Origin of the sequence: Microbacterium sp. LRZ72, from assembly GCF_033792225.1 — a bacterium.
Taxonomy (GTDB): Bacteria; Actinomycetota; Actinomycetes; order Actinomycetales; family Microbacteriaceae; genus Microbacterium.
On sequence record NZ_JANGEX010000015.1, the window covers coordinates 20,601 to 39,144 of the forward strand.

Here is an 18,544-nt window from a genome sequence, read left to right on the forward strand (position 1 = left end):
GGGGTGGTCACGTCTTCGAATCGTATGCAGTGGGTGCCGACTGATGGATCAGCCTCGATGGAAGTGTTGCCCCCGGCGGGCGGTTCAAGCCGCTTCGCAGATGGCGGCCCAGCGCGGGGCGTCGTTGAGCCTCGCGCCGACACCGGCGGTGCGGTCGCTGAGTCCCGCGAGGTGGGTGACCGCCCGATATCCGACGATGCTCATCCGCCGGAGTGGAAAACGCCCTCCCTCCTGGCTGCTGTGCTTGCAGGAACGGTGTTTTGCGCAGCGCTCTTCCTGGTGGCGCTCATCCGCCGCCGCCGCTGATTTTGTCGCGCTTGGAGGTCTGCTCTTGTTGCACGCGTCATGACGCCAGGCGGAGACTCGCCACGTCTCGGCGTTTCATCGTGGGACGAGCATCTCCCACGTGAGACCGAAGTCTTCTGATGCTCGGACACCGCGGTCATCTGCGACGAGCAGCATTCCGGCCTCCTCGAGGTAGGTGAAAGCTTGCGCTGCCCCCGCGATGGTTCCGCCGGAGGACCACTCTGAGGAAGCACCGTCCCGGTGTCGAATCGTTCCGTTGAGGTCGACGCCGACGAGGCCACGTTCCGGTCCCGCTGAGATCACGTACATGATGGGCGCCGAGGCGTCGACGACGAACTCATTCCCGCCGTCGTTGCTTACGGCCAGGCCCGCTTCGGTCGTCGCATACAGTGTGCTCGCCGCGCCGGGTGACACGACGATGTCCCGCGCCTGTATCGGGGGAAGGTCGATCCACGTTTGGCCTCCGTCGTCGCTGCGACGCAGTTGCTCTCCTTGCAGCCCGTAGATGAAATCGGTTCCGTCGCGCGTGGCGGTGAGTTCGTGGAAGTCAGCTTCACCGGAGAGCGACACGGTCTGCCAGGTGAGGGCGCTATCGTCGGATCGGATCAAGCCGAGGTTCGGGCTGCCGAACTCATCCGGAGTGGTGGGGCCAGGGTGCCCGGAAGCGTACAGGGTGTCAGCGGTTGACGTGATGCCCATCGCATCGAAGTCCAGCCCGCCGACAGGTCCGCTCATTTCGCCTCCCTGTTCCATCCCGTCGAGGCGGTAGATGCCGACGTGAGTGGCGATAAGGATGCCGGCGCTGTCGGGGTCGCTAACGATGCCGTGCACGTGATCGAGGGGCGGCGCGGTCGTCGGATCAGCCTCGCTCTGGGGGCTGCTACAGCCGACAAGGGCGATGGCGGCCAGAGACGCCACCACGGTGGCTTGAAGGTATTTCCTCCTTGTGGAGCCGGGGACACGGTGGCGGATAAGCGTGATCATTGGGTACTTCCTTGCTTGCTGATGGGACTCTGCGAGTGGGAGCGCCCCGCTTCTGGCGCCCCACGCGTAAATGTCGGAGCGAGCGCTACGGGTCTCAGAGCTGGTTGAGCAGCTCTTCCATTTCCGCGATCTCCGCCGTCTGGTCGTCGATGATCTTCTGTGCGAGCTCGATGGCCAGGGGGTGCTGCCCGTCGGTCAGCTCGGACTCGGCCATCTCCACGGCGCCTTCGTGGTGCACGATCATCTGCTCCAGAAAGAGACGCGACGCCTCGGGTCCGGAGGCGTCTTCGAGGGCAGCCATGTCCTCCGCGGACATCATGCCGCCCATGCCGCTCATGGATCCGTGGTCCATCCCATCCATGGAGCCCATATTCTCGGTCCCGCTCATCGCCTCCTGGCCCCAGGAGGCGAGCCACTTGTTCATCGTGTCGATCTCGGGCTGTTGGGCGTCTTTGATGCGTTCGGCGAGAGCGAAGACCTCCGGCGCGACGTCGTCCTTGGCCAGGAACACGTCCGCCATTTCAATAGCCTGCTGGTGGTGCATGATCATCTCCATGGCGAAAGCCACGTCGGCGTCGTTGTAGTCGCCCTCCGTCGCCTCCACGGCGATGCTGCCTGACTGCTCGTTGCCATTCATCGCCGGCGTCGTCGTGCCGGTGCAGCCGGCAAGAAGGAGGGCGGTAGCGAGTGTTCCTGCTGAAAGCAGGGTGAATCGGGTGGACACTTATTCATTCCTCAAGAGATCAGTCGTTGGTGTGGGACGTATGCGCTTGCACGCGAACTGCCTGCTGGCAGCACCCCGGTCACGTTCGGCTGATGGAGAGGACAGTGAGGTCCGGCGGGCAGGAGGGCGCGAGGGTCCCCCTCTTGTTTCCGGCGGGAGCGCCGACCCCATGGCGGCGGTGGATCCACGTTGCGCTGGGGCGTATGCCGACAAGGATGGCGCCGACCAGGAGAGCCAGCACGCACCCGACCATGGCCATGACTTCCCCAGAAGGACACCCCGACTCGCAGTCACCGGCGGACTCTTGCTGTTCTACCGGGTTGAGCGGCTGGGACTGGTGGGATTCTGCGACGTCGTATGAAGAAGGTGCGACGGGGGCGGAATGGTGGGCGGCCTCGCCCATCCCGTGCATAGACAGAAGCCCGACGACGATCATCGCGATGCCGAGTACGGCGAGAAGAAACGGGCTTATGAGAGTCTTGCGAAAGGTGAGGGCGTCGCGCAGGCGCATCACTCTCATCTGCAAACCCTCCATCTACTCGCTCGAGGCGTATACGGTCGCGGGGTATCCTACATGCCTTCTTGGGAGAGACGGCCGGGAGCTGAACGCCGCGCGATTCCGGTAGCCCCGCCCGGAAGGCAGTTCACAGGAAAATCCCGACGGGTGATCTTGTACCCTGGTGAGGATCATCACGGTTCAGTAACGGGCCCGGCGACAGGAAGGTGCGTGCGTGAACGCTCTCCGTGACGCCTCGCGCGGAGCGGGTACGGCACTCTGGCTGCTCGCTGTCTTATCGCTGCTGGTACTGCTGACGATGCATTCGTTCGGCGAAGCCGACCACGACGCATCGGCGGGGAGTGAGCTGTCGCTTTCGCAAGGCACCGCCGCGGCGCCGTCGGCGTCGCTCGCGGAGATCGGCTTAACCGACGCCGGCGAAGCCTGTGGCACCGAGTGCTCTACGCATGTCGGCGATCTGCTCGCCTGCATGACCGTCGTCCTCTGTGCGTTCCTCGCGGCCTCAGGCCTTGGCCTCCTGCGTGTCTCGCAGAGGTTCTGGTTATCGTCCCGTCTGGGACCGCCCTCGACTCGGACCGCCCTCGCCCGGGCCCTTCTGCACCGTGGGCCCGATCTGCACGTGCTTTCGATCAACCGGACCTGAGTCGACCGTCTCGTCACGTTGCGAGCTACGGCGTCTACGGCGGCATGTCCGTGGAACGCTGATGCCGCGCCAGGCGCCACTGTCGTGCCGCGCACGATCATGCAGCCGCCCCGGGGGACCCGTAACAGGGTCTGCTCGTCCTTCTCTTCCGCGTGCGCGCGGCCACTGTCTCCTTCAGGAATTGCACAATGCCCTCCACCCCCCACACGCCTCTACCCACCGATCCGCCAACGCGCCGAAGCATCCGAGAGAACGCGGCGGCCCGCGCGAGTCTCCCGGCTCCGTTGCGGCCCCGCACCGCTGCCTTCTCGATGCGGCGCCCACCTTCTCAGCGACAGATCATGTCCGTGACCGCAATGGCTTCGGCCGTCGCTCTGACAATCAGTCTCGCCCTGCCCGCGACGGCCGCTCAATTGCCAGCAACGGATGAGATCACCAAGCAGACGAACGGTTCCGTGGAGCAACCACAGGCCTTGGACCCCGTCATCCGAGCGGACACCGAGCCTCTCGACCGGGGCACCTACCTCAGTGAGAGCGCCGCGACGAACGCCGTGTATGCGCAGACAGCATCCACGTTCGTCAACTATCGCGGCGAGGTTCAATGGCCCTTCCTGACGGGCGTCCCCATCAGCAGCGGGTTCGGAATGCGCCCCGCGCCATGCGCAGGCTGCCCGACCGACCATCGGGGGATTGACATGAGCCCCGGTGCGGGATCGCCGATCCAATCGATCGCTGACGGGGTCGTGAGGGAAGTCTCCGCCACCGATGCCGGAGAGTTGGGCGTATACGCGATCATCGACCACGTCGTGGACGGCGAGCGTGTCAGCAGCCTGTACGCTCACATGGCCATCGGCACCCTGGCACTCCGTGCCGGGGACGCGGTCAGCGTCGGCGACCTGGTCGGCAACGTCGGTAATAGCGGACTCAGCGGCGGGCCGCACCTTCACCTGGGTTTGATGCGAGCGGACGGCACCTACATAGATCCCTACGCGTGGCTGTCAGCGCGAGTGAAGCCATGACCGGGGGGACTCCCATGACCTCCGCAGGCATCCCCAGTCCCACGATAGATGCAGTCGACCTGGGTTTTGTCGAGATCCGGTTCTACGCGCTTTTCATTATCGGGGGAACAGTCATCGCCGCCTGGATGACCTCTCGCCGACTCCAGCGGCGCGGCGGCCCCAGCGGCGCCGTCGTGGATATCGCACTCTGGACGGTCCCCTTCGGCATCGTCGGAGGGCGCGCTTACCACGTGTTCACCCACCCGGGCGACTACTTCTACCCCGGGGCAGACCTGTGGCGCGTGCTCTACGTCTGGGAGGGTGGGCTGGCGATCTTCGGGGCGGTCTTGGTTGGAGGTGCCGCCGCGATCCTCGGATGCCGGATCACGGGCGTTCGATTCCTGTCATTCGCAGACGCACTGGCCCCGGGAATGCTTGTTGCACAAGCCGTGGGCCGGCTGGGGAACTACTTCAATCAGGAGCTTTACGGCCTCCCGACCACTTTGCCCTGGGGTCTTCAGATCGATCCACAGAGTCCTGCCTACCCCCAGGGGCTGACGCCCGGAACGCTCTTTCACCCGCTCTTCCTCTACGAGATGCTGTGGAACCTCGCGGGGGCAGCGACGATCCTCCTCCTCGAGCGCCGCCACGCGCTACGGTGGGGAAAGGCGCTTGGCGCGTACCTGCTGATCTACGGCGCGGGCAGGTCATGGTTCGAATCAATACGACTCGACCCCACCGAACTGGAACTGGCTGGGATCAAGATCAACGTACTCACCGCCCTCGCCGTCGCCGTCGCCGGTGTGGCCCTGATCGTCATCCAGTCGATCCACCACCCGGAGCCCGAACCGAATATCTACCGACCGGGGCGCACGCCGGAGGCGTTCGACATTGGGAGCGATCGGGACGGTCGTGGCGACCCCGAGCATGATGGACGGCATCGCAGATCGACGTGGGATGCACCCGAGCCGACGTCGGCTGCATCACGCGACCATCGCCCACCATCGTGACCCCTTCTCTTCTCCCCGAGGCGGTTCGCGCGGCAAGCTCGGAGACGGCCGGACCCGCGCGCCCCGTCGCCCCCTTCTGCGCATCGTGACCCTAGACGCGCTGGGGGGAGCGGGGACGTTGATGGCGCTCGCCTACCCCACCGTCGGAGCGTGGCCTCTGGCGTTGCGGGGTGCCACTGCAGGTATACCTCCTGACCGCACGCTGTGTGAATCACGCCCGGCTGGCTCTCTTCCGTAAGGCGCCACGGGCGCCGCCGCCGAGAGTCGTTCCGCTCGGCTGATGCGCTCAGTCCGCGGTGGATGCCGCTGAGTCGTTCGCGACTGAGGTGCAGTCTATGCAGCCACAAGGGAACACGATACGAAGCACGGAGCGGGGGTCTTCGTTCGCGAGGATGACTCCGGTCAGGGGCCACGTGGTGTGTGTGCCGGCGCCGACGGCGATTCCGACGCTCGCTGGGCCGAGTCTCGTCGACCTACGCCTGCAATGGCGGCGGGCTATCGGATGGAACGGGCTGCGGGATGCTGGTGCGGGGTGCGTTCGCGTTGCGTTCCGATGCAGCGACGGGGCGGAAGCTGCGCAGCCGGAGGCTGTTGGTCACGACGAAGACGGACGATAGCGCCATGGCGGCCGCGGCCACCAGGGGGTTCAGCAGGCCGAGCATGGCGAGCGGGATCGCCGCGACGTTGTACGCGAAGGCCCAGAAGAGGTTGCCCTTGATCGTGCCGAGGGTTCGTCGCGCGAGCCTGATCGCGTCGGCGACCACGAGAAGATCGCCTGAAACGACGGTGATGTCGCTGGCCGCGATGGCCGCATCGGTGCCTCCGCCCATCGCCAAACCCAGATCCGCGGCGGCCAGAGCGGCGGCGTCGTTGACACCGTCGCCCACCATCGCCACGACCCGGCCCTCCTCCTGCAGGCCGCGGACGACATCGAGCTTGCCGGCGGGCGTGACGGCGGCGTGCACCTCGTCGATGCCGACCGATGCGGCGATGTGGCGCGCGGTGCCCTCGCTGTCGCCGGTAAGCAGCACGGGGCGCAGGCCGAGGGCACGGAACCGCTCGATCGCCTCCCCGCTGGTGGGCTTGACGGCGTCGGCCACGGCGATCGCGCCGAGATACTCCCCGTCGCGCGCGACGGTGACAACCGTCGCGCCCGCCGCCGCGAGCTCCTCCACCTCGGGCAGCACGCCGGGCGGCAGGCGGATCCCCCACTCCTGGGCCAGCCACGGGGGGCGACCCGCCACCACGAGGGCGCCATCGATCACACCCTGCACGCCCGCGCCGGCGTGGGAGGCGAAGCTCTGCGCGGCGGGTCGTGCCGGTGCCGCACTCAGAATTGCGCGTGCGACGGGGTGCTCCGAGCCGGACTCCACGCCTGCAGCAGCGGAGAGCAGGTCGTCATGCTCCACGCCGGGCGCGGGAAGGACGGCGGCGACGGTCATCTTCCCCGTCGTGACGGTGCCGGTCTTGTCGAGGAGGACGGTGTCGACCCTGCGGGTCTGCTCCAGCACCTGGGGCCCGCGGATCAGGATTCCCAGCTGCGACCCTCTGCCGGTGCCGACGAGCAGCGCGGTTGGCGTCGCGAGGCCCAGCGCGCACGGGCAGGCGATGATCAGCGTCGCCACCGCCGCCGTGAAGGCCAGTTCGAGGGACCCGCCGGCGATGAGCCACCCCGTGAACGCCGTCAGGGCGAGCGCGATGACGACGGGCACGAACACGGCCGAGACCCGGTCGGCGAGCCGCTGCACGCGGGCCTTGCCCGTCTGTGCCTCCTCGACCAGCCGGCGCATCCGAGCGAGCTCGGTGTCGGCGCCCACGCGGGTGATCTCGACGACCAGGCGCCCGCCCACGTTCACCGTGGCGCCCACGACACGAGCGCCGGCTGCGACCTCCACGGGAATGGACTCGCCCGTGAGCATGCTCGCATCGATGGCGGAGGATCCGTCGATCACGAGACCGTCGGAGGGGATCTTCTCGCCGGGACGGACGACCACGACATCCCCGACGGCGAGCTGGGAGACCGGCACCCGGTGCTCGACGCCGTCGACGAGCCGGACGGCGTCCTTCGCACCCAGCTCCAGCAGTGCGCGCAGCGCCTCTGAAGAGGACTTCCGTGCCCGGGCCTCTGCGTACCGGCCGGCGAGGATGAAGACCGTGACCAGGGCCGCGACCTCGAGATAGATCTCGTGGCCGCCCGCCTGCGGCGCGCCGATGAGCGTGAACGTCATGGTCATCCCCGGCGCCCCCGCACCGCCGAAGAACAGGGCGTACAGCGACCAGCCGAGAGCTGCGATGACCCCGAGACTGATCAGGGTGTCCATGGTCGCGGCGCCGTGACGAGCATTGACCGCGGCGGCACGATGGAACGGCCACGCACCCCAGATCGCCACCGGAAGGGTCAGGGCGAGCGCAACCCACTGCCAGGTGATGAACTGCAGCGCCGGCACCATCGACAGCGCCGCGACCGGCACGGCGAAGGCCGCACTGATCAGCAGACGACGCCGGAGCGACGCCACGTCGGCGTGTCGTGAATCCCCCGCATCGCCGCTGTCGCCGGCGGGCGGCGCCGGCAGCGCGGCGTGATAGCCCGCGGACTCGACCGTGGCGATCAGCTCGGCGACCTCGGCATCCGAGCTGCGAACGCGGGCCTTCTCGGTGGCATAGTTCACACTCGCCTCGACCCCGGGCAGCTTGTTGAGCTTGCGCTCGATGCGGGTCGCGCAGGACGCGCAGGTCATCCCCGCAATGTCGAGCTCAACATCGACGGCACTCATGACGAGTGGCCGGCGAGGGCGTATCCGGCCTCCTTGACCGCGGCCTCCACCGCCGCCGGGTCGACCGGCGCGGAGCTGCGGACGCTGACGCGCGACGCGCCACCCGCGTTGAGGTCGACCGCGACGCTCTCCACGCCGTCGAGCGCGGTGAGCTCCTCGGTGACGCTCATGACGCAGTGTGAGCACGTCATTCCCGACACCAGGATCTGCTGGGTCACGGCGGCCTCTGACAGAGGGGCTTCGGCGGCTGCGGACGGCGACGAGCAGCAGGCGCAGCCGGCTCCCGATTCCTTCAGGCCCAGGTCAGTGCGGTTCTCGGTAGTCATGGCTGACTCCTCTTCAATCGTCGACGGGTTTGCCGGTCAGGAACGGACGAGGCGCGCGATCGCCTCGTTGGCCTCGCGGATCTTCTCGGCGGCCACGGGTCCTCCCTCTGCGCTGGCTTCGGCGACGCAGTGCGTGAGGTGATCACCGAGCAGCGACAGCGCCACGGCCTCCAGAGCCCTCGTCGCCGCCGACACCTGCGTCAGGATGTCGATGCAGTACTTGTCCTCATCGACCATCCGCGCTATGCCACGCACCTGCCCCTCCGTGCGTTTCAGTCTCTTGAGCAGATCGTCCTTGTTGGCCATGTAACCGTTCACGCTCATCATCATACCCCCCTCGGGTATTTCGGGCAAGTATTCCAGGGACTCGCACTGACCGATCACCTGAGTTCATACTGAACCCCCCTGCCGTATGCAACCCCCCTGTGACGAGAGGCATTCCCGCCGTACCTTGTGTACCTACCGGGCGACCGCCCGGTAGGAAAGGAGCATGGAGAGATGACCGTTACGGAAGACATGCTGCGCACCCACCCGAAGGCCGACTCGAGCGCCGCGCTGGTGGCCTGTATCGACGCGTGCCTGGAGTGCGCTCAGTCGTGTGCCGCCTGCGCGGACGCGTGCCTGGGCGAGGACATGGTCGCCGACTTGACCACCTGCATCCGCAAGAACCTGGACTGCGCGGACATCTGCGCCACGACCGGCGCCGTGCTGACCCGTCAGACCGGCAGCAACCCCGAGACCCTCCGCGCCGTCCTCGAGGCCTGCCGGGTTGCGTGCGCTGCGTGCGCGGAGGAGTGCGAGCAGCATGCCGGGACGCACGGGCACTGCAAGGTGTGCGCCGAAGCGTGCCGCCGCTGCGAACAGGCGTGCGCCGAACTACTCGCAGCGTGAGAGTACCCCGTGCGTCGGCGCGGTGATCGGCCGCGTCGGCGACCGGTGGCATGCCAGCCCACAGACAAGAAGCCCCGCTAGATGGATGACATGACGAGGAGATGACCGAGTTGTCGACGAATCAGAACAACCAAGACCACGATCAGCACCAGGACCACGACGAGCACCAGGCGAAGCAGAAGTCCCGGATGCAGCTGAAGATGTACCTGCGGTTCGCGGCCATGATCCTCACCGCGATGGTCATCATGTACTGGGTGATGTTCGTCGGCTCCTGGGAGTGGGGCCACGTCCGCTTCAGCGAAAGCCGCGTATTCATGGCCCTCACCATGGGCGGCACGATGGTGCTGGTCATGCTCGCGTGGATGCTGAACATGTACAAGAACACCAAGGCCAACATCGCAGTCATCACCGCGGGCGTCCTGCTCATCGGCGGAGGCATCTACCTCGACCGCAGCCAGATCACCGTCGACGACACGGACTTCATGACCGCCATGATCCCGCACCACTCGCTCGCCATCACCCGCTCCGAACGAGCACAAATCGAGGATGTCCGCGTCTGCGAACTCGCCGTCGAGATCAGCGAAGCGCAGCGGCGAGAAATCCTCGAGATGGACTGGCTAACCCAGGACATCCAGGAGAACGGCATCGCCGCAACCGCCGCAGAGGCGGAAGCACGTTCCGTACCCGAGTTTGATCGGCCCGCCGCCCGGGAGTGCCCCGCGGAGTAAGCGTCCGATTATCCCGAGGGAGTCTGACTGCATGCTGCGTCAGACCAAGGAGAGGTGGAAGAGAGAGTCAGATCGCCAGCTCGCCAGTGAACGCACCCCAGGCGAGGCCTGCGCCCAGCCCGAGAAGCAGGCTGCCAGTGGCTGCAGCGACCGCGACGGTCCCTGCCCAAGGGCGACGAGCGAACTCCGCGGGCGGGCCTTCCGGGACTGATCGAAAGGGGATGATCAGCCAGCGAAGGTAGTAGAAGAGGCTGATCACCGTGGTGACGAGGAGGACGAGGGCGAGCCACAGGGCATCGCCGTCAAGCGCCGCAGCGGTCACGGTCACCTTGCCGAGGAACACTGCGAGCGGGGGTGTGCCGACGAGTCCCAGCAGTGCCACCACGAGCGCGGCGGCGAGCCAGGGTCGGGTGCGGGCAAGGCCACGGTACTCCGCCAGATCGCGTCGCCCCGGCTCAGCTGCTATGACTGCGAAGGCCGCGATGTTCGTGAGCACGTATGCAGCGAGGTAGAGGAGCAGGGCGGAGAGCGGGAGCCCTTCCGGGGTGGCGACTGCGGGCGGAATCAGGAGGAAGCCGACCTGACCGACTGTCGACCACCCCAGCAGTCGGCGCGGGTCGTTCTGGAAGTATGCGGCGAGGTTCCCAATCACCATGCCGGCCGCTGCAAGGAGTGCCACGAGCAGGCCCCAGTCAGCGGTCTCCGGTAGCGCCACGACCAGGCGGTAGATGGCGACCACCGCTCCCACCTTCGGGACGGTGGTGACGAAGGCCGCGACGGCCGCGCCCGAGGCCTGGGCCGCGTCCGGAACCCAGTAGTGCGCGGGCACCCCTCCCGCTTTGAAAAGGATCCCGCTCAGCACGAAGAGAACGCCCAGGATGACCGGCGCAATCGGCGCGTCGCCCAGTCCCTCCTTCAGTTCCGAGTAGATGGAGCTACCACCGAGGCTGGCGAGGAGCGCTATGCCGACCAGCATCAGGATGCCGAAGATGCTGCCGAGTAGATAGGTTTTCATCGCGGCCTCGGCCGCCTTCGCCGTTCCGCCGAGGCCGATCAGGGCGTAAAGCGGGATGCTTGTCAGCAGGAAGGCCACCGCCAGGACGAGAAGATCATTAGCTCCGGCAAGCAGCACTGTCCCGGTCGTGGCGAATAGCAGGAGGGCGTACGTCTCGCTCTCCCGCCGGTCACCGCGAACCTCCTCTGCCGCGAGGGCGACGACGAGGAGCGTGCCGAGCGGAGCCAGGAAGCGCACGGCGCGTGTGGCGATATCCACGGCCTCCGTTCCCGCATAGGCGGTGAGCGTCGGGTCACCGAACGTGAAGGCAGTTGCAGCCATCACAAGCACGAGCACGGTTGCGGTGAGAACCGCGGCGATCCACTGTCGGCGCCGAGGAAGGAACGACCCGAGGAGCAGCACACTGAGGCCCCCGAGGAAGAGCAACAACTCCGGAAGCAGCAGGAGCGGGTCCATGTTCATGTCTGCCGCCACGTCAGCGCCCGACAAGTTCGAGGAGGACGGCCGAAGCCGGCTCGACCACATCGAGGAGCACGCGCGGCACCACACCGATCAGCACAGCCAAGGCCAGCAGCGGGGCAACACTCCAGAATTCGCTTCCGTGGACGTCTGTGAACCTGGTCGAGGCACCCCTTGGCTCACCGAGAAACAGCCGCTGGAGCGCGCGGAGGAACAGTGCAGCGGTCACCAGGATGCCGAGAAGGGCGATTGCGGTGATTGGGGCGGCAGCGATGCTGCCGACGAAGATCTGGAACTCCGCGATGAACCCCGAGAAGCCAGGAAGCCCGAGCGACGCGAATGCGCCGATCGCGAAGAGGGCGGTGTAGCGGGGTGCGGCGGCGGCGAGCCCCCCGGCGGCCCCCATATCGTAGGTGCCCGTCCTCTTCAGGAGAATACCCGCGAGCAGGAACAGTGCCCCCGTGATCAGTCCGTGGCTTACCATCTGCGTCACTGCGCCAGTGATAGCGATGGTGCGAGCCGCCTCGGTGTCGCCCCCGACGAGCCCCGCGACGCCCACGGCGAGCACGACATAGCCCATATGGTTCACCGACGTGTAGGCGATCATCCGCTTGAGGTTCGTCTGCGCGAGCGCCACGAGAGCACCATAGATGACCGATACCACGCCAACCGTGATGATGGCGGGGGCCCAAGCCCGCCAAGCATCCGGCAGCATCGGCATGGCGATGCGGACGAAGCCGTAGGTGCCCATCTTGAGAAGCACAGCGGCGAGCACGGTGGAGCCGACCGCCGGGGCGTCGGTGTGTGCCGGCGGCAGCCACGTGTGGAAGGGCACGGTGGGTGTCTTCACGGCCAGGCCCAACAGGATTGCCGCGAGCACGAGGCCCCCCATTGGATTGCCCTGCAGCGGCATCGCCGCGACAAGTTCGGGGATGTCGAATGTGTTCGGCTCGGCTGCGAGGTAGAGGCCGATGAAGCCGAGCAGCAGTGCCAGCGAGCCGAGGAACGTGTAGAGAAAGAACTTGAGCGCGGACCGGCGCGCGTCGCCATGGCCCCAACCCGTGATGACGAAGTACATGCCGACGATCGACAGGTCAAAGAACACAAAGAACAGCAGCAGGTCCTGCGCGACGAACAGGCCAAGGCTCACGCTCTGGAGAAACAGGAAGAGTGCGGCCTGCGCCCGCGGGTGCCGCTCCTCCCGCAGCGAATAGATCGCACCGGCCAAGAAGACGACCGCCGTAAGTGCGACGAGCGGCAGAGAGAGGCCGTCCACGCCGACGTGGTAGCTGCTCCCGACTCCCGGAATCCACGGCACTTGTTCCTCCCAGGCGAGGCCGCCCGGGCCCGGTTCGCGGTAGAGCGCCCAGACGACACCGACGAGAAGCAGGTCGGCGCCGGCAATCGCTACCCACGCCCAGCGCGCCGCGCGGTCCGGCAGCTTCGGCAACGCGACGAGCCCGAGGGACCCAGCGAGGGGGAGGAAGACAAGGAGGCTGAGCATGTTCACCCGATCGAGAGGAGGAGGAGAACGGCACCGACAGCCATGAGAACGGCGACGGCCTGGAGATAGTACTGGTGCAGCAACCCCGACTGCGGGCGCCGGGCGGCTCCCCCGGCACGACGGACCGCTGCGGCCAGGGCCTTGACCGCTCCATCGACGCCACGATCGTCCGCGCGGGCGGCGGCCTCCCCAGCCAGGAGCGTGCCGGTGCCCGTCGCGTCAACGCTCCGGTCGAGCACGGCGTCATCGACGCGTCCCATTGCCCGCGCGGCTCGGACGGTGCCGATCGCGGCGGCTTCCACGCCCCGGTCCAATATCCGGTCGTCGAAGCGGGCCAGCACGGTGGCCAGTGCCAGCGCAGGACGGACGAGCGCGGCATGAACGCTACGTTCCATGCCGAGCCACGTCCGGGCCCACGTCGGCTCCGGCAGGCGGACACGCCGCAGGCTCAACAGCACGGCGAGCGCGAGAGCCGCTGAGATGAGCAGTTCTAGCGGCGCTGGAGGCACCGCCGTCGCGTCTCCGAGGAAGGCTGCCACGACCGGTCCGAGCGGGGGCAGCGCCAGGATGCCCAGCACAGCGGCGCCCACGGCCAGCACGGCCACCGGCAGGTACTGGGTCGAGGCCACCGCCCTTGTGCCTCGCTCCTCCTCGTCCCAGTGCCGCTCGCGCTCGGCGACCATCGGCGGCCTCGCCCACACCACCCAAACCATCTTCGCCGCATAGGCTGCCGAAAGAGCAGTGGCGAGAAGCCCGACGCCATAGAGCCACCCCGACTCCTCCAGTGCAGCGGCCAGAACGGCGTCCTTCGTGGCCCACAGCGACAAGGGAGGAACTCCCGCAAGGGCAAGTGCCGCCACGGTGAAGGCCACCCCTGTGATCGTCCATCTCCGTGCCACTCCCGAAAGCGCCGAGAGCCGCCTCGTCCCAAGCGCAGTAAGCCACGCTCCCGCTGCAAGGAACAGGGCGGCCTTCGTGGCCGCATGCGCGACAAGGTGAGCGGTACCGGCGGCCACTGCGCCGAGCCCTGCGGCGAGCACAACGAAGCCGAGCTGCGACGCAGTCGACGCGGCCAGCAGCTGCTTCAGGTCCTGCTGGCCGACCGCGACGATGCCCAGTGCGACCGCGGTCCCGGCTCCGACCCAGGCCACCAGGGGTCCGGCCCAGCCAGTCGCCTCGAGCAGCGGAGAAACGCGGAGGAGCAGGTAGCTGCCAAGCGCCACCATGGCTGCGGAATGGAGCAAAGCGCTCACAGGGCTCGGTCCCTGCATCGCCCCGGAGAGCCAGAACGAGAACGGAAGCTGGGCGGCCTTACCCAGGGCGGCGAGCACGATCCCCGCCGCAATGATGTCCCGCCATCCGGGGACGGCGTCGGCGAGACCGCCGAGGTCAAGGCCCGCTCCGCCGGCGAACGCTGCCCCTGCCGCAACGTACAGGCCGAGATCGGCGCCGCGAGTCGTGAGGAAGGCCGTGAGCCCCGCGGACACTCGTCGCTCCTCGCGCCAGGCAAAGCCGATGAGCGCGTAGGACGTCGCGCCCATCACCTCCCAGCCGAGGAGCAAGGTCGGCAGTGTGCCAGCGGTGGCGGTGAGCAGCGCTGCCGAAGCGAAGAGGAGCATCAGCCCGTGGAAGCGGCTGGTATCACGCCGGATGTCCGCCACGGAAGAGGCGAGGACGAGCGCGGCGACGAGCGCGACCGTCGGCGCGACGAGCGCGCTGAGAGGATCGACGCGGAGCACGAAGTCCAGACCCGGCAGGAAGGGCGCGGTGACGGTGGGGCCGGTGAGCCCGACCGTCACCGCGAGCAGCACTGTCACGCCGGCCGTGGCGACGGAGATCACGGGAGCGGTCCGGTTGCCGACTCCGGCAACCAGCAGCGCCACGCCGACGACCGCGGGGAGGAGAGGAACAAGCCAGAGCGCGGCCTCCGCCGCGCTCATCCGGCCAGCTCCGTCGCGCTATCCGTCATGTCGGAGCGCCGCTGCCGGTGGACAAGTGTCGCGATGGCAAAGCCCATCGCCATCTCGAGGGTCATCGCGGCGACGATGACGAGGAGCAGCATCTGGCCTGTGGGTTCGGGGAACAGGAACCACCACAGCCCCGCCGCAGCCAGGATAAGGGCGTTGATCATCAGCTCGAGCCCCATCATCACCATGACGATCACCTGCTGGGAAATAGCCCCGTACAGACCAACCGCGAACAGGGCCGCGGCGATCAGGAGGACGGCCTGCAGCGTCACCGCATTCCTCCCTGTTTGGCGTCGCGCGAGGCGCCGCGGAGGTCATCGCCGAAACGGTCGTAGCGGCTGCGAGGGTGAGTGAGCACGACCCCGGCGACGATGGTGGTGAGCATGGCGGGACTGATCGCCAGCATGACGAGCATCTTTGACTCCATCGCTGCCTCGCCGATGGCCTCTGTCACACCGGCGACGTCGTCCAAGGGCCTGGTGGGCCATGGCACGAAGAGCGCCCCCGCGCCCAGCACGAGGAACGCAGCTACCGACACAATCAGGGCGGCCCGCTTGCTGTGCACCATGCTCATCGGCATGAGGGCTGGGTTCATGCCCATGTACATGACCATGAAGACCGCCATGATCGCCATCTCCATGATCATCATCAAGATCACGACGACGCCCAGGTAGCTCTGCTCGAGCAGCACGACCTGCACCCCGACGGCGATGAAGGAGACGGCGAGGGCGTACGTCGCCCGTGCCATCGAGTCGGTCCGGAAAACCGCGACTCCCGCCGCCACCGCGAGGACGCCGAGGACCCAGAACACCACGTCATTCATTCATCGACATCCCTCCGGAGGCCATCACGGCGCCGATCCCCACGACCAGGTCCTGCACGAGTGCGAGCGGGAGCAGTACCAACCAGCCCATCTCGAGGAACCGATCCGGGCGTGCAAGTGGAAGTGCCCGGCGCAGCGCTACGAGTGCACCGAGGAGCACGAGGGCCTTGATCAGTACCCACGCCCAGCCCGGAAGCAGCGGACCCGCCCCACCACCGAGGAAGAGCGGGACAGCGAAAGCCGACCCCGCAGCGAGCAGCGCGTAGCGGCCACCGGCGACAAGCAGCCGGTCGACGCCTGAGAGCTCCGCATCCACTCCACCCGCGATATCAGAGGAGAAGGGAGCAGCGAAGGGGCCCATCACAGAAAACGCGAGAACGGAGATGCAGTAGATGAGGAACGCGACCGGCATGAGCATCAGATACCAGATCTCACTCTGCGCAGCGGCAATCTGTTGCACGTCGAGGCTTCCGGCGGCCACAGCAGGGGCGACCAACGTAAACATGAGGGGTAGTTCGTAGGCGATGGCGAGCGCCAGGAACCGATATCCGCCAAGCAGCGGGTGTACGGCGTTCGCTCCCCAGCCAGCCAGCCACACCGCCGCCCAGACGGCTGCGTCCAAGGCATTGAACCAGACCAGACCAACCGATGAAGGAAACACCACTGCGTCACCGAGCGGTACGAGGGAAACCTTGAGTAGGGCGAGGATGAGGAAAGATGAGGCTCCCACCCGCCAGAGCAGCGAATCGGCCGCCGGCGTCGTCCGCCGTCGCTGCCGGAGCAGCCGGGCTGTCTCGCGGACTGGAAGGGCGGCGCCAGCAGAAACCCGACGGCCCTCTCCATGCGCGAGAAGGGCCCCGTTGACCGATGCTGCGAAGAGCGCGAAGGCGCCGAGCAGCGCCGCCGCCGCAAGTGCCCAGGCGAGGACGGTCAGTGGATCGTAGGCCGAGCTTCCTACCAAATCACCCATCAACGAGGTCCCTCCGCGGCAGCACTTCCAGGTCGAGCCCCGCCACGGTGAGCCGCATCTGACCTACGTCGAGGCCAGTTAGCAACGCGGGGAGAGCCGACAGCGGCACGGCGTCGAAGCCGTCTGCCTCTTCCCCGGTCGCGATGCTCTTCGCCCGGTCCAGCAGCGTCAACAGGCGATCGAACACGTCTCCCTTGCAGTCTTCGGGTAAACCCAAAGTTCGAAGATCCCCGTCGGAAAGCGGCGCAAGACCCCTAAGTGACCAGCGGAGCAAGATGGAGCGCGCAACGCCCGAGCGGAGTCGCGCGGCGGCGGCCGCGTCGATCGGCTTCCTCTCGGCCAGCGCGTCCCGCAGTTTCCGCGCTTGAGCAGCCGGGCGATCCGCACCCGCCAGGCAGAGAAGATCTGCGGCTCTCCCGTACAGGCGGGCCGCAGACAGGGATGCCGACTCCGCCTGCGAGGCAGGATGCTCACCGGCACCGGCACCGGCACCGGCACCGGCACCGGCATCGACGACGTTCACGCGCACGTCCATGATGACGTCGCCGTGCACCGTCACATTCAGCACGAGGCCGGCCGGCCATGCCAGGAGGATAGGCCCGAACGGCACGCGGAGAGCGTCCATCTCCAGTTCGTCGCGGTCCTCCTCTGCCCCCTGGGCGAGAGGGATCCCGAAGGGTGACATGTCCATAGAGCCGTGGTCCATGTCGCCGTGCGCCATTGTCGAGTGGTTGGTGTCGCTGTCCGCCGGAGCCGCGTCGTTCATGGCCGAGTGATTCATCCCGTTGTGGCCGGTTTGTCCAACGTCCGGGGCGCAGTGGTCCGTGGCGACGTGATCCTCGGTACCGTGATCTGCCTTATCGTGCTCCGCACTGGCAGGCTGGCTGGAGACATGGTGGTCTGTACGGGGATGCGAAGGGCCGTGATCCATCGCCTCATGCCCCGTGGCCGAATGGTCCCTCTGCCGAGGTTCGGTCCCGTCGTGCCCCATGCCGCGATGATCCGAATCGCCGACATCGGCTGCGTCATCTTGTGGCATGAAGCCCGACCGCTGCTCCGCGTCACGTGTTTGCGCAGCAGTGTCGCAGAGCTGCACCGTAGCTCTGTCCAGCATCGGCGCGACGTCGGCCTCGTCGGTCACCATGATGCACACACGGGGGCCTGGCATGGCGTCCCATGCCTGCTCGATAAGCCGGGCAAGCTCGGGGCCCGGTGCTCCACACACCAGCAAGATGTCTGCATCGGCCGGCGAGCCGGACAGGCGCCACCCGCGCTCGCGGAGAACCCGCTCCGCATGGAGGCGGAGGAGCCAGGACCCCGGCACTTCGACAACAAGCACGTGGGCGGCTGCGGCGGCGGATCGCGCAAGAAGCTCCGTCACACCCATCGGAAAACCCCCTCCCGCCAGGCCCAGAGGACACCGACGAGGAGGGCGCCCAGGAAGAGAAACATCTCCGTGACTGCCCCAGCACCAAGCCGACCGACGACGACGGCCCATGGGTACATGAACAGCATCTCGACATCGAATGCAAGGAACACGATCGTCGCCGGGTACCAGCGCACGTGGAATCGGGACAGAGCGTGCTGCTCCGGCAACCAGCCGGACTGGAAGGGCGAGGATTGGACCGGTCTAGCCGCCACCGTCGTCCATCGATGAACCAGCTGCAACACGACCACACCGAGCAGGGAGACCAGGAGCATCGAGGCCAGTCCGGTGTGCATTCCTCTCCTCCATCTCCCGTCCGGCCACAGTAGCGGCTCGTTCCCCGACACTGCATCGCTTGACATCACCGACATTCGCTTGTCGAGACGCTCAATCTTTCGCTTGTCACGCTGAGAGGCCGGTGACCGAGAGTGTTGCAGCCGGGGAAGTCGGAAGATCCTCATCGCGACGTAGGCGCTATC

Annotated in this window: 19 protein-coding genes; 5 read left to right on the forward strand and 14 right to left on the reverse strand. The window is 67.1% G+C overall.

What is annotated here, in order from left to right:
• Positions 1-381: 381 nt before the first annotated feature.
• From M4I32_RS12965 to M4I32_RS12975, 3 genes are all read right to left on the reverse strand, one after another.
• Positions 382-1,290: a F510_1955 family glycosylhydrolase gene (locus M4I32_RS12965; RefSeq protein WP_319034901.1), complete on the reverse strand. Its 909-nt coding sequence runs from the start codon at positions 1,288-1,290 to the stop codon at positions 382-384.
• 94 nt (positions 1,291-1,384) lie between these two features.
• A complete protein-coding gene (locus M4I32_RS12970; protein ID WP_319034902.1) occupies positions 1,385-2,014 on the reverse strand; it encodes a DUF305 domain-containing protein in 630 nt (209 codons plus the stop codon).
• A gap of 79 nt (positions 2,015-2,093) precedes the next feature.
• On the reverse strand, positions 2,094-2,534 hold the full coding sequence (locus tag M4I32_RS12975; RefSeq protein WP_319034903.1) for a DUF6153 family protein: 441 nt from the start codon (positions 2,532-2,534) through the stop codon (positions 2,094-2,096).
• Between the two features lie 211 nt (positions 2,535-2,745).
• On the opposite strand from M4I32_RS12975, the gene M4I32_RS12980 reads away from it, so the two are divergent.
• The 3 genes from M4I32_RS12980 (at position 2,746) to lgt (ending at position 5,182) form a co-directional block, all read left to right on the forward strand.
• Positions 2,746-3,174, forward strand: coding sequence for a hypothetical protein (locus tag M4I32_RS12980; RefSeq protein WP_319034904.1), 429 nt, complete (start codon positions 2,746-2,748; stop codon positions 3,172-3,174).
• A gap of 341 nt (positions 3,175-3,515) precedes the next feature.
• Positions 3,516-4,193 (forward strand): M23 family metallopeptidase, encoded by a 678-nt coding sequence (locus M4I32_RS12985; protein WP_319034905.1) that lies wholly within the window; start codon positions 3,516-3,518, stop codon positions 4,191-4,193.
• Positions 4,194-4,207: 14 nt separating this feature from the next.
• Positions 4,208-5,182 (forward strand): prolipoprotein diacylglyceryl transferase, encoded by a 975-nt coding sequence (gene lgt, locus M4I32_RS12990; RefSeq protein WP_319034906.1) that lies wholly within the window; start codon positions 4,208-4,210, stop codon positions 5,180-5,182.
• A gap of 473 nt (positions 5,183-5,655) precedes the next feature.
• Here the strand turns inward: lgt and M4I32_RS12995 are convergent, their stop codons facing one another.
• From M4I32_RS12995 to M4I32_RS13005, 3 genes are read right to left on the reverse strand one after another with little or no spacing between them, the layout of a single operon-like run.
• Positions 5,656-7,956: a heavy metal translocating P-type ATPase gene (locus M4I32_RS12995; RefSeq protein ID WP_319034907.1), complete on the reverse strand. Its 2,301-nt coding sequence runs from the start codon at positions 7,954-7,956 to the stop codon at positions 5,656-5,658.
• The gene (locus M4I32_RS13000) at positions 7,953-8,282 is read right to left on the reverse strand and encodes a heavy-metal-associated domain-containing protein (protein WP_319034908.1); all 330 of its coding nucleotides are present in this window, start codon (positions 8,280-8,282) and stop codon (positions 7,953-7,955) included. The genes M4I32_RS12995 and M4I32_RS13000 overlap by 4 nt, the downstream gene beginning before the upstream one ends.
• A 36-nt stretch (positions 8,283-8,318) precedes the next feature.
• Positions 8,319-8,600 (reverse strand): metal-sensitive transcriptional regulator, encoded by a 282-nt coding sequence (locus M4I32_RS13005; protein WP_319034909.1) that lies wholly within the window; start codon positions 8,598-8,600, stop codon positions 8,319-8,321.
• Between the two features lie 180 nt (positions 8,601-8,780).
• Here M4I32_RS13005 and M4I32_RS13010 point away from each other — a divergent pair, with 180 nt between their 5' ends.
• Both M4I32_RS13010 and M4I32_RS13015 read left to right on the forward strand, forming a co-directional pair.
• A complete protein-coding gene (locus tag M4I32_RS13010) occupies positions 8,781-9,173 on the forward strand; it encodes a four-helix bundle copper-binding protein (protein ID WP_319034910.1) in 393 nt (130 codons plus the stop codon).
• Positions 9,174-9,274: 101 nt separating this feature from the next.
• Positions 9,275-9,901: a DUF305 domain-containing protein gene (locus M4I32_RS13015; protein ID WP_319034911.1), complete on the forward strand. Its 627-nt coding sequence runs from the start codon at positions 9,275-9,277 to the stop codon at positions 9,899-9,901.
• Between the two features lie 67 nt (positions 9,902-9,968).
• Here M4I32_RS13015 and M4I32_RS13020 read toward each other — a convergent pair whose 3' ends face one another.
• The 8 genes from M4I32_RS13020 to M4I32_RS13055 are packed head-to-tail and all read right to left on the reverse strand — an operon-like array spanning position 9,969 to position 18,361.
• Positions 9,969-11,378 (reverse strand): NADH-quinone oxidoreductase subunit N, encoded by a 1,410-nt coding sequence (locus M4I32_RS13020; RefSeq protein WP_319034912.1) that lies wholly within the window; start codon positions 11,376-11,378, stop codon positions 9,969-9,971.
• 13 nt (positions 11,379-11,391) lie between these two features.
• Positions 11,392-12,879: an NADH-quinone oxidoreductase subunit M gene (locus tag M4I32_RS13025; protein WP_319034961.1), complete on the reverse strand. Its 1,488-nt coding sequence runs from the start codon at positions 12,877-12,879 to the stop codon at positions 11,392-11,394.
• Between the two features lie 2 nt (positions 12,880-12,881).
• A complete protein-coding gene (locus tag M4I32_RS13030) occupies positions 12,882-14,819 on the reverse strand; it encodes a proton-conducting transporter membrane subunit (protein WP_319034913.1) in 1,938 nt (645 codons plus the stop codon).
• A complete protein-coding gene (locus M4I32_RS13035) occupies positions 14,816-15,118 on the reverse strand; it encodes an NADH-quinone oxidoreductase subunit NuoK (protein ID WP_319034914.1) in 303 nt (100 codons plus the stop codon). Before M4I32_RS13035 ends, M4I32_RS13030 begins: the two co-directional genes overlap by 4 nt.
• Positions 15,115-15,669 carry an NADH-quinone oxidoreductase subunit J gene (locus tag M4I32_RS13040; RefSeq protein ID WP_319034915.1) on the reverse strand — a complete coding sequence of 185 codons (555 nt, stop codon included), beginning with the start codon at positions 15,667-15,669 and terminating at the stop codon, positions 15,115-15,117. Before M4I32_RS13040 ends, M4I32_RS13035 begins: the two co-directional genes overlap by 4 nt.
• Entirely contained in the window at positions 15,662-16,639 is a 978-nt protein-coding gene (locus M4I32_RS13045) for an NADH-quinone oxidoreductase subunit H (RefSeq protein WP_319034916.1), read from the reverse strand. The genes M4I32_RS13040 and M4I32_RS13045 overlap by 8 nt, the downstream gene beginning before the upstream one ends.
• Positions 16,632-18,026: a hypothetical protein gene (locus M4I32_RS13050; protein WP_319034917.1), complete on the reverse strand. Its 1,395-nt coding sequence runs from the start codon at positions 18,024-18,026 to the stop codon at positions 16,632-16,634. The genes M4I32_RS13045 and M4I32_RS13050 overlap by 8 nt, the downstream gene beginning before the upstream one ends.
• Positions 18,017-18,361: an NADH-quinone oxidoreductase subunit A gene (locus M4I32_RS13055; RefSeq protein WP_319034918.1), complete on the reverse strand. Its 345-nt coding sequence runs from the start codon at positions 18,359-18,361 to the stop codon at positions 18,017-18,019. The genes M4I32_RS13050 and M4I32_RS13055 overlap by 10 nt, the downstream gene beginning before the upstream one ends.
• Positions 18,362-18,544 lie beyond the last annotated feature (183 nt).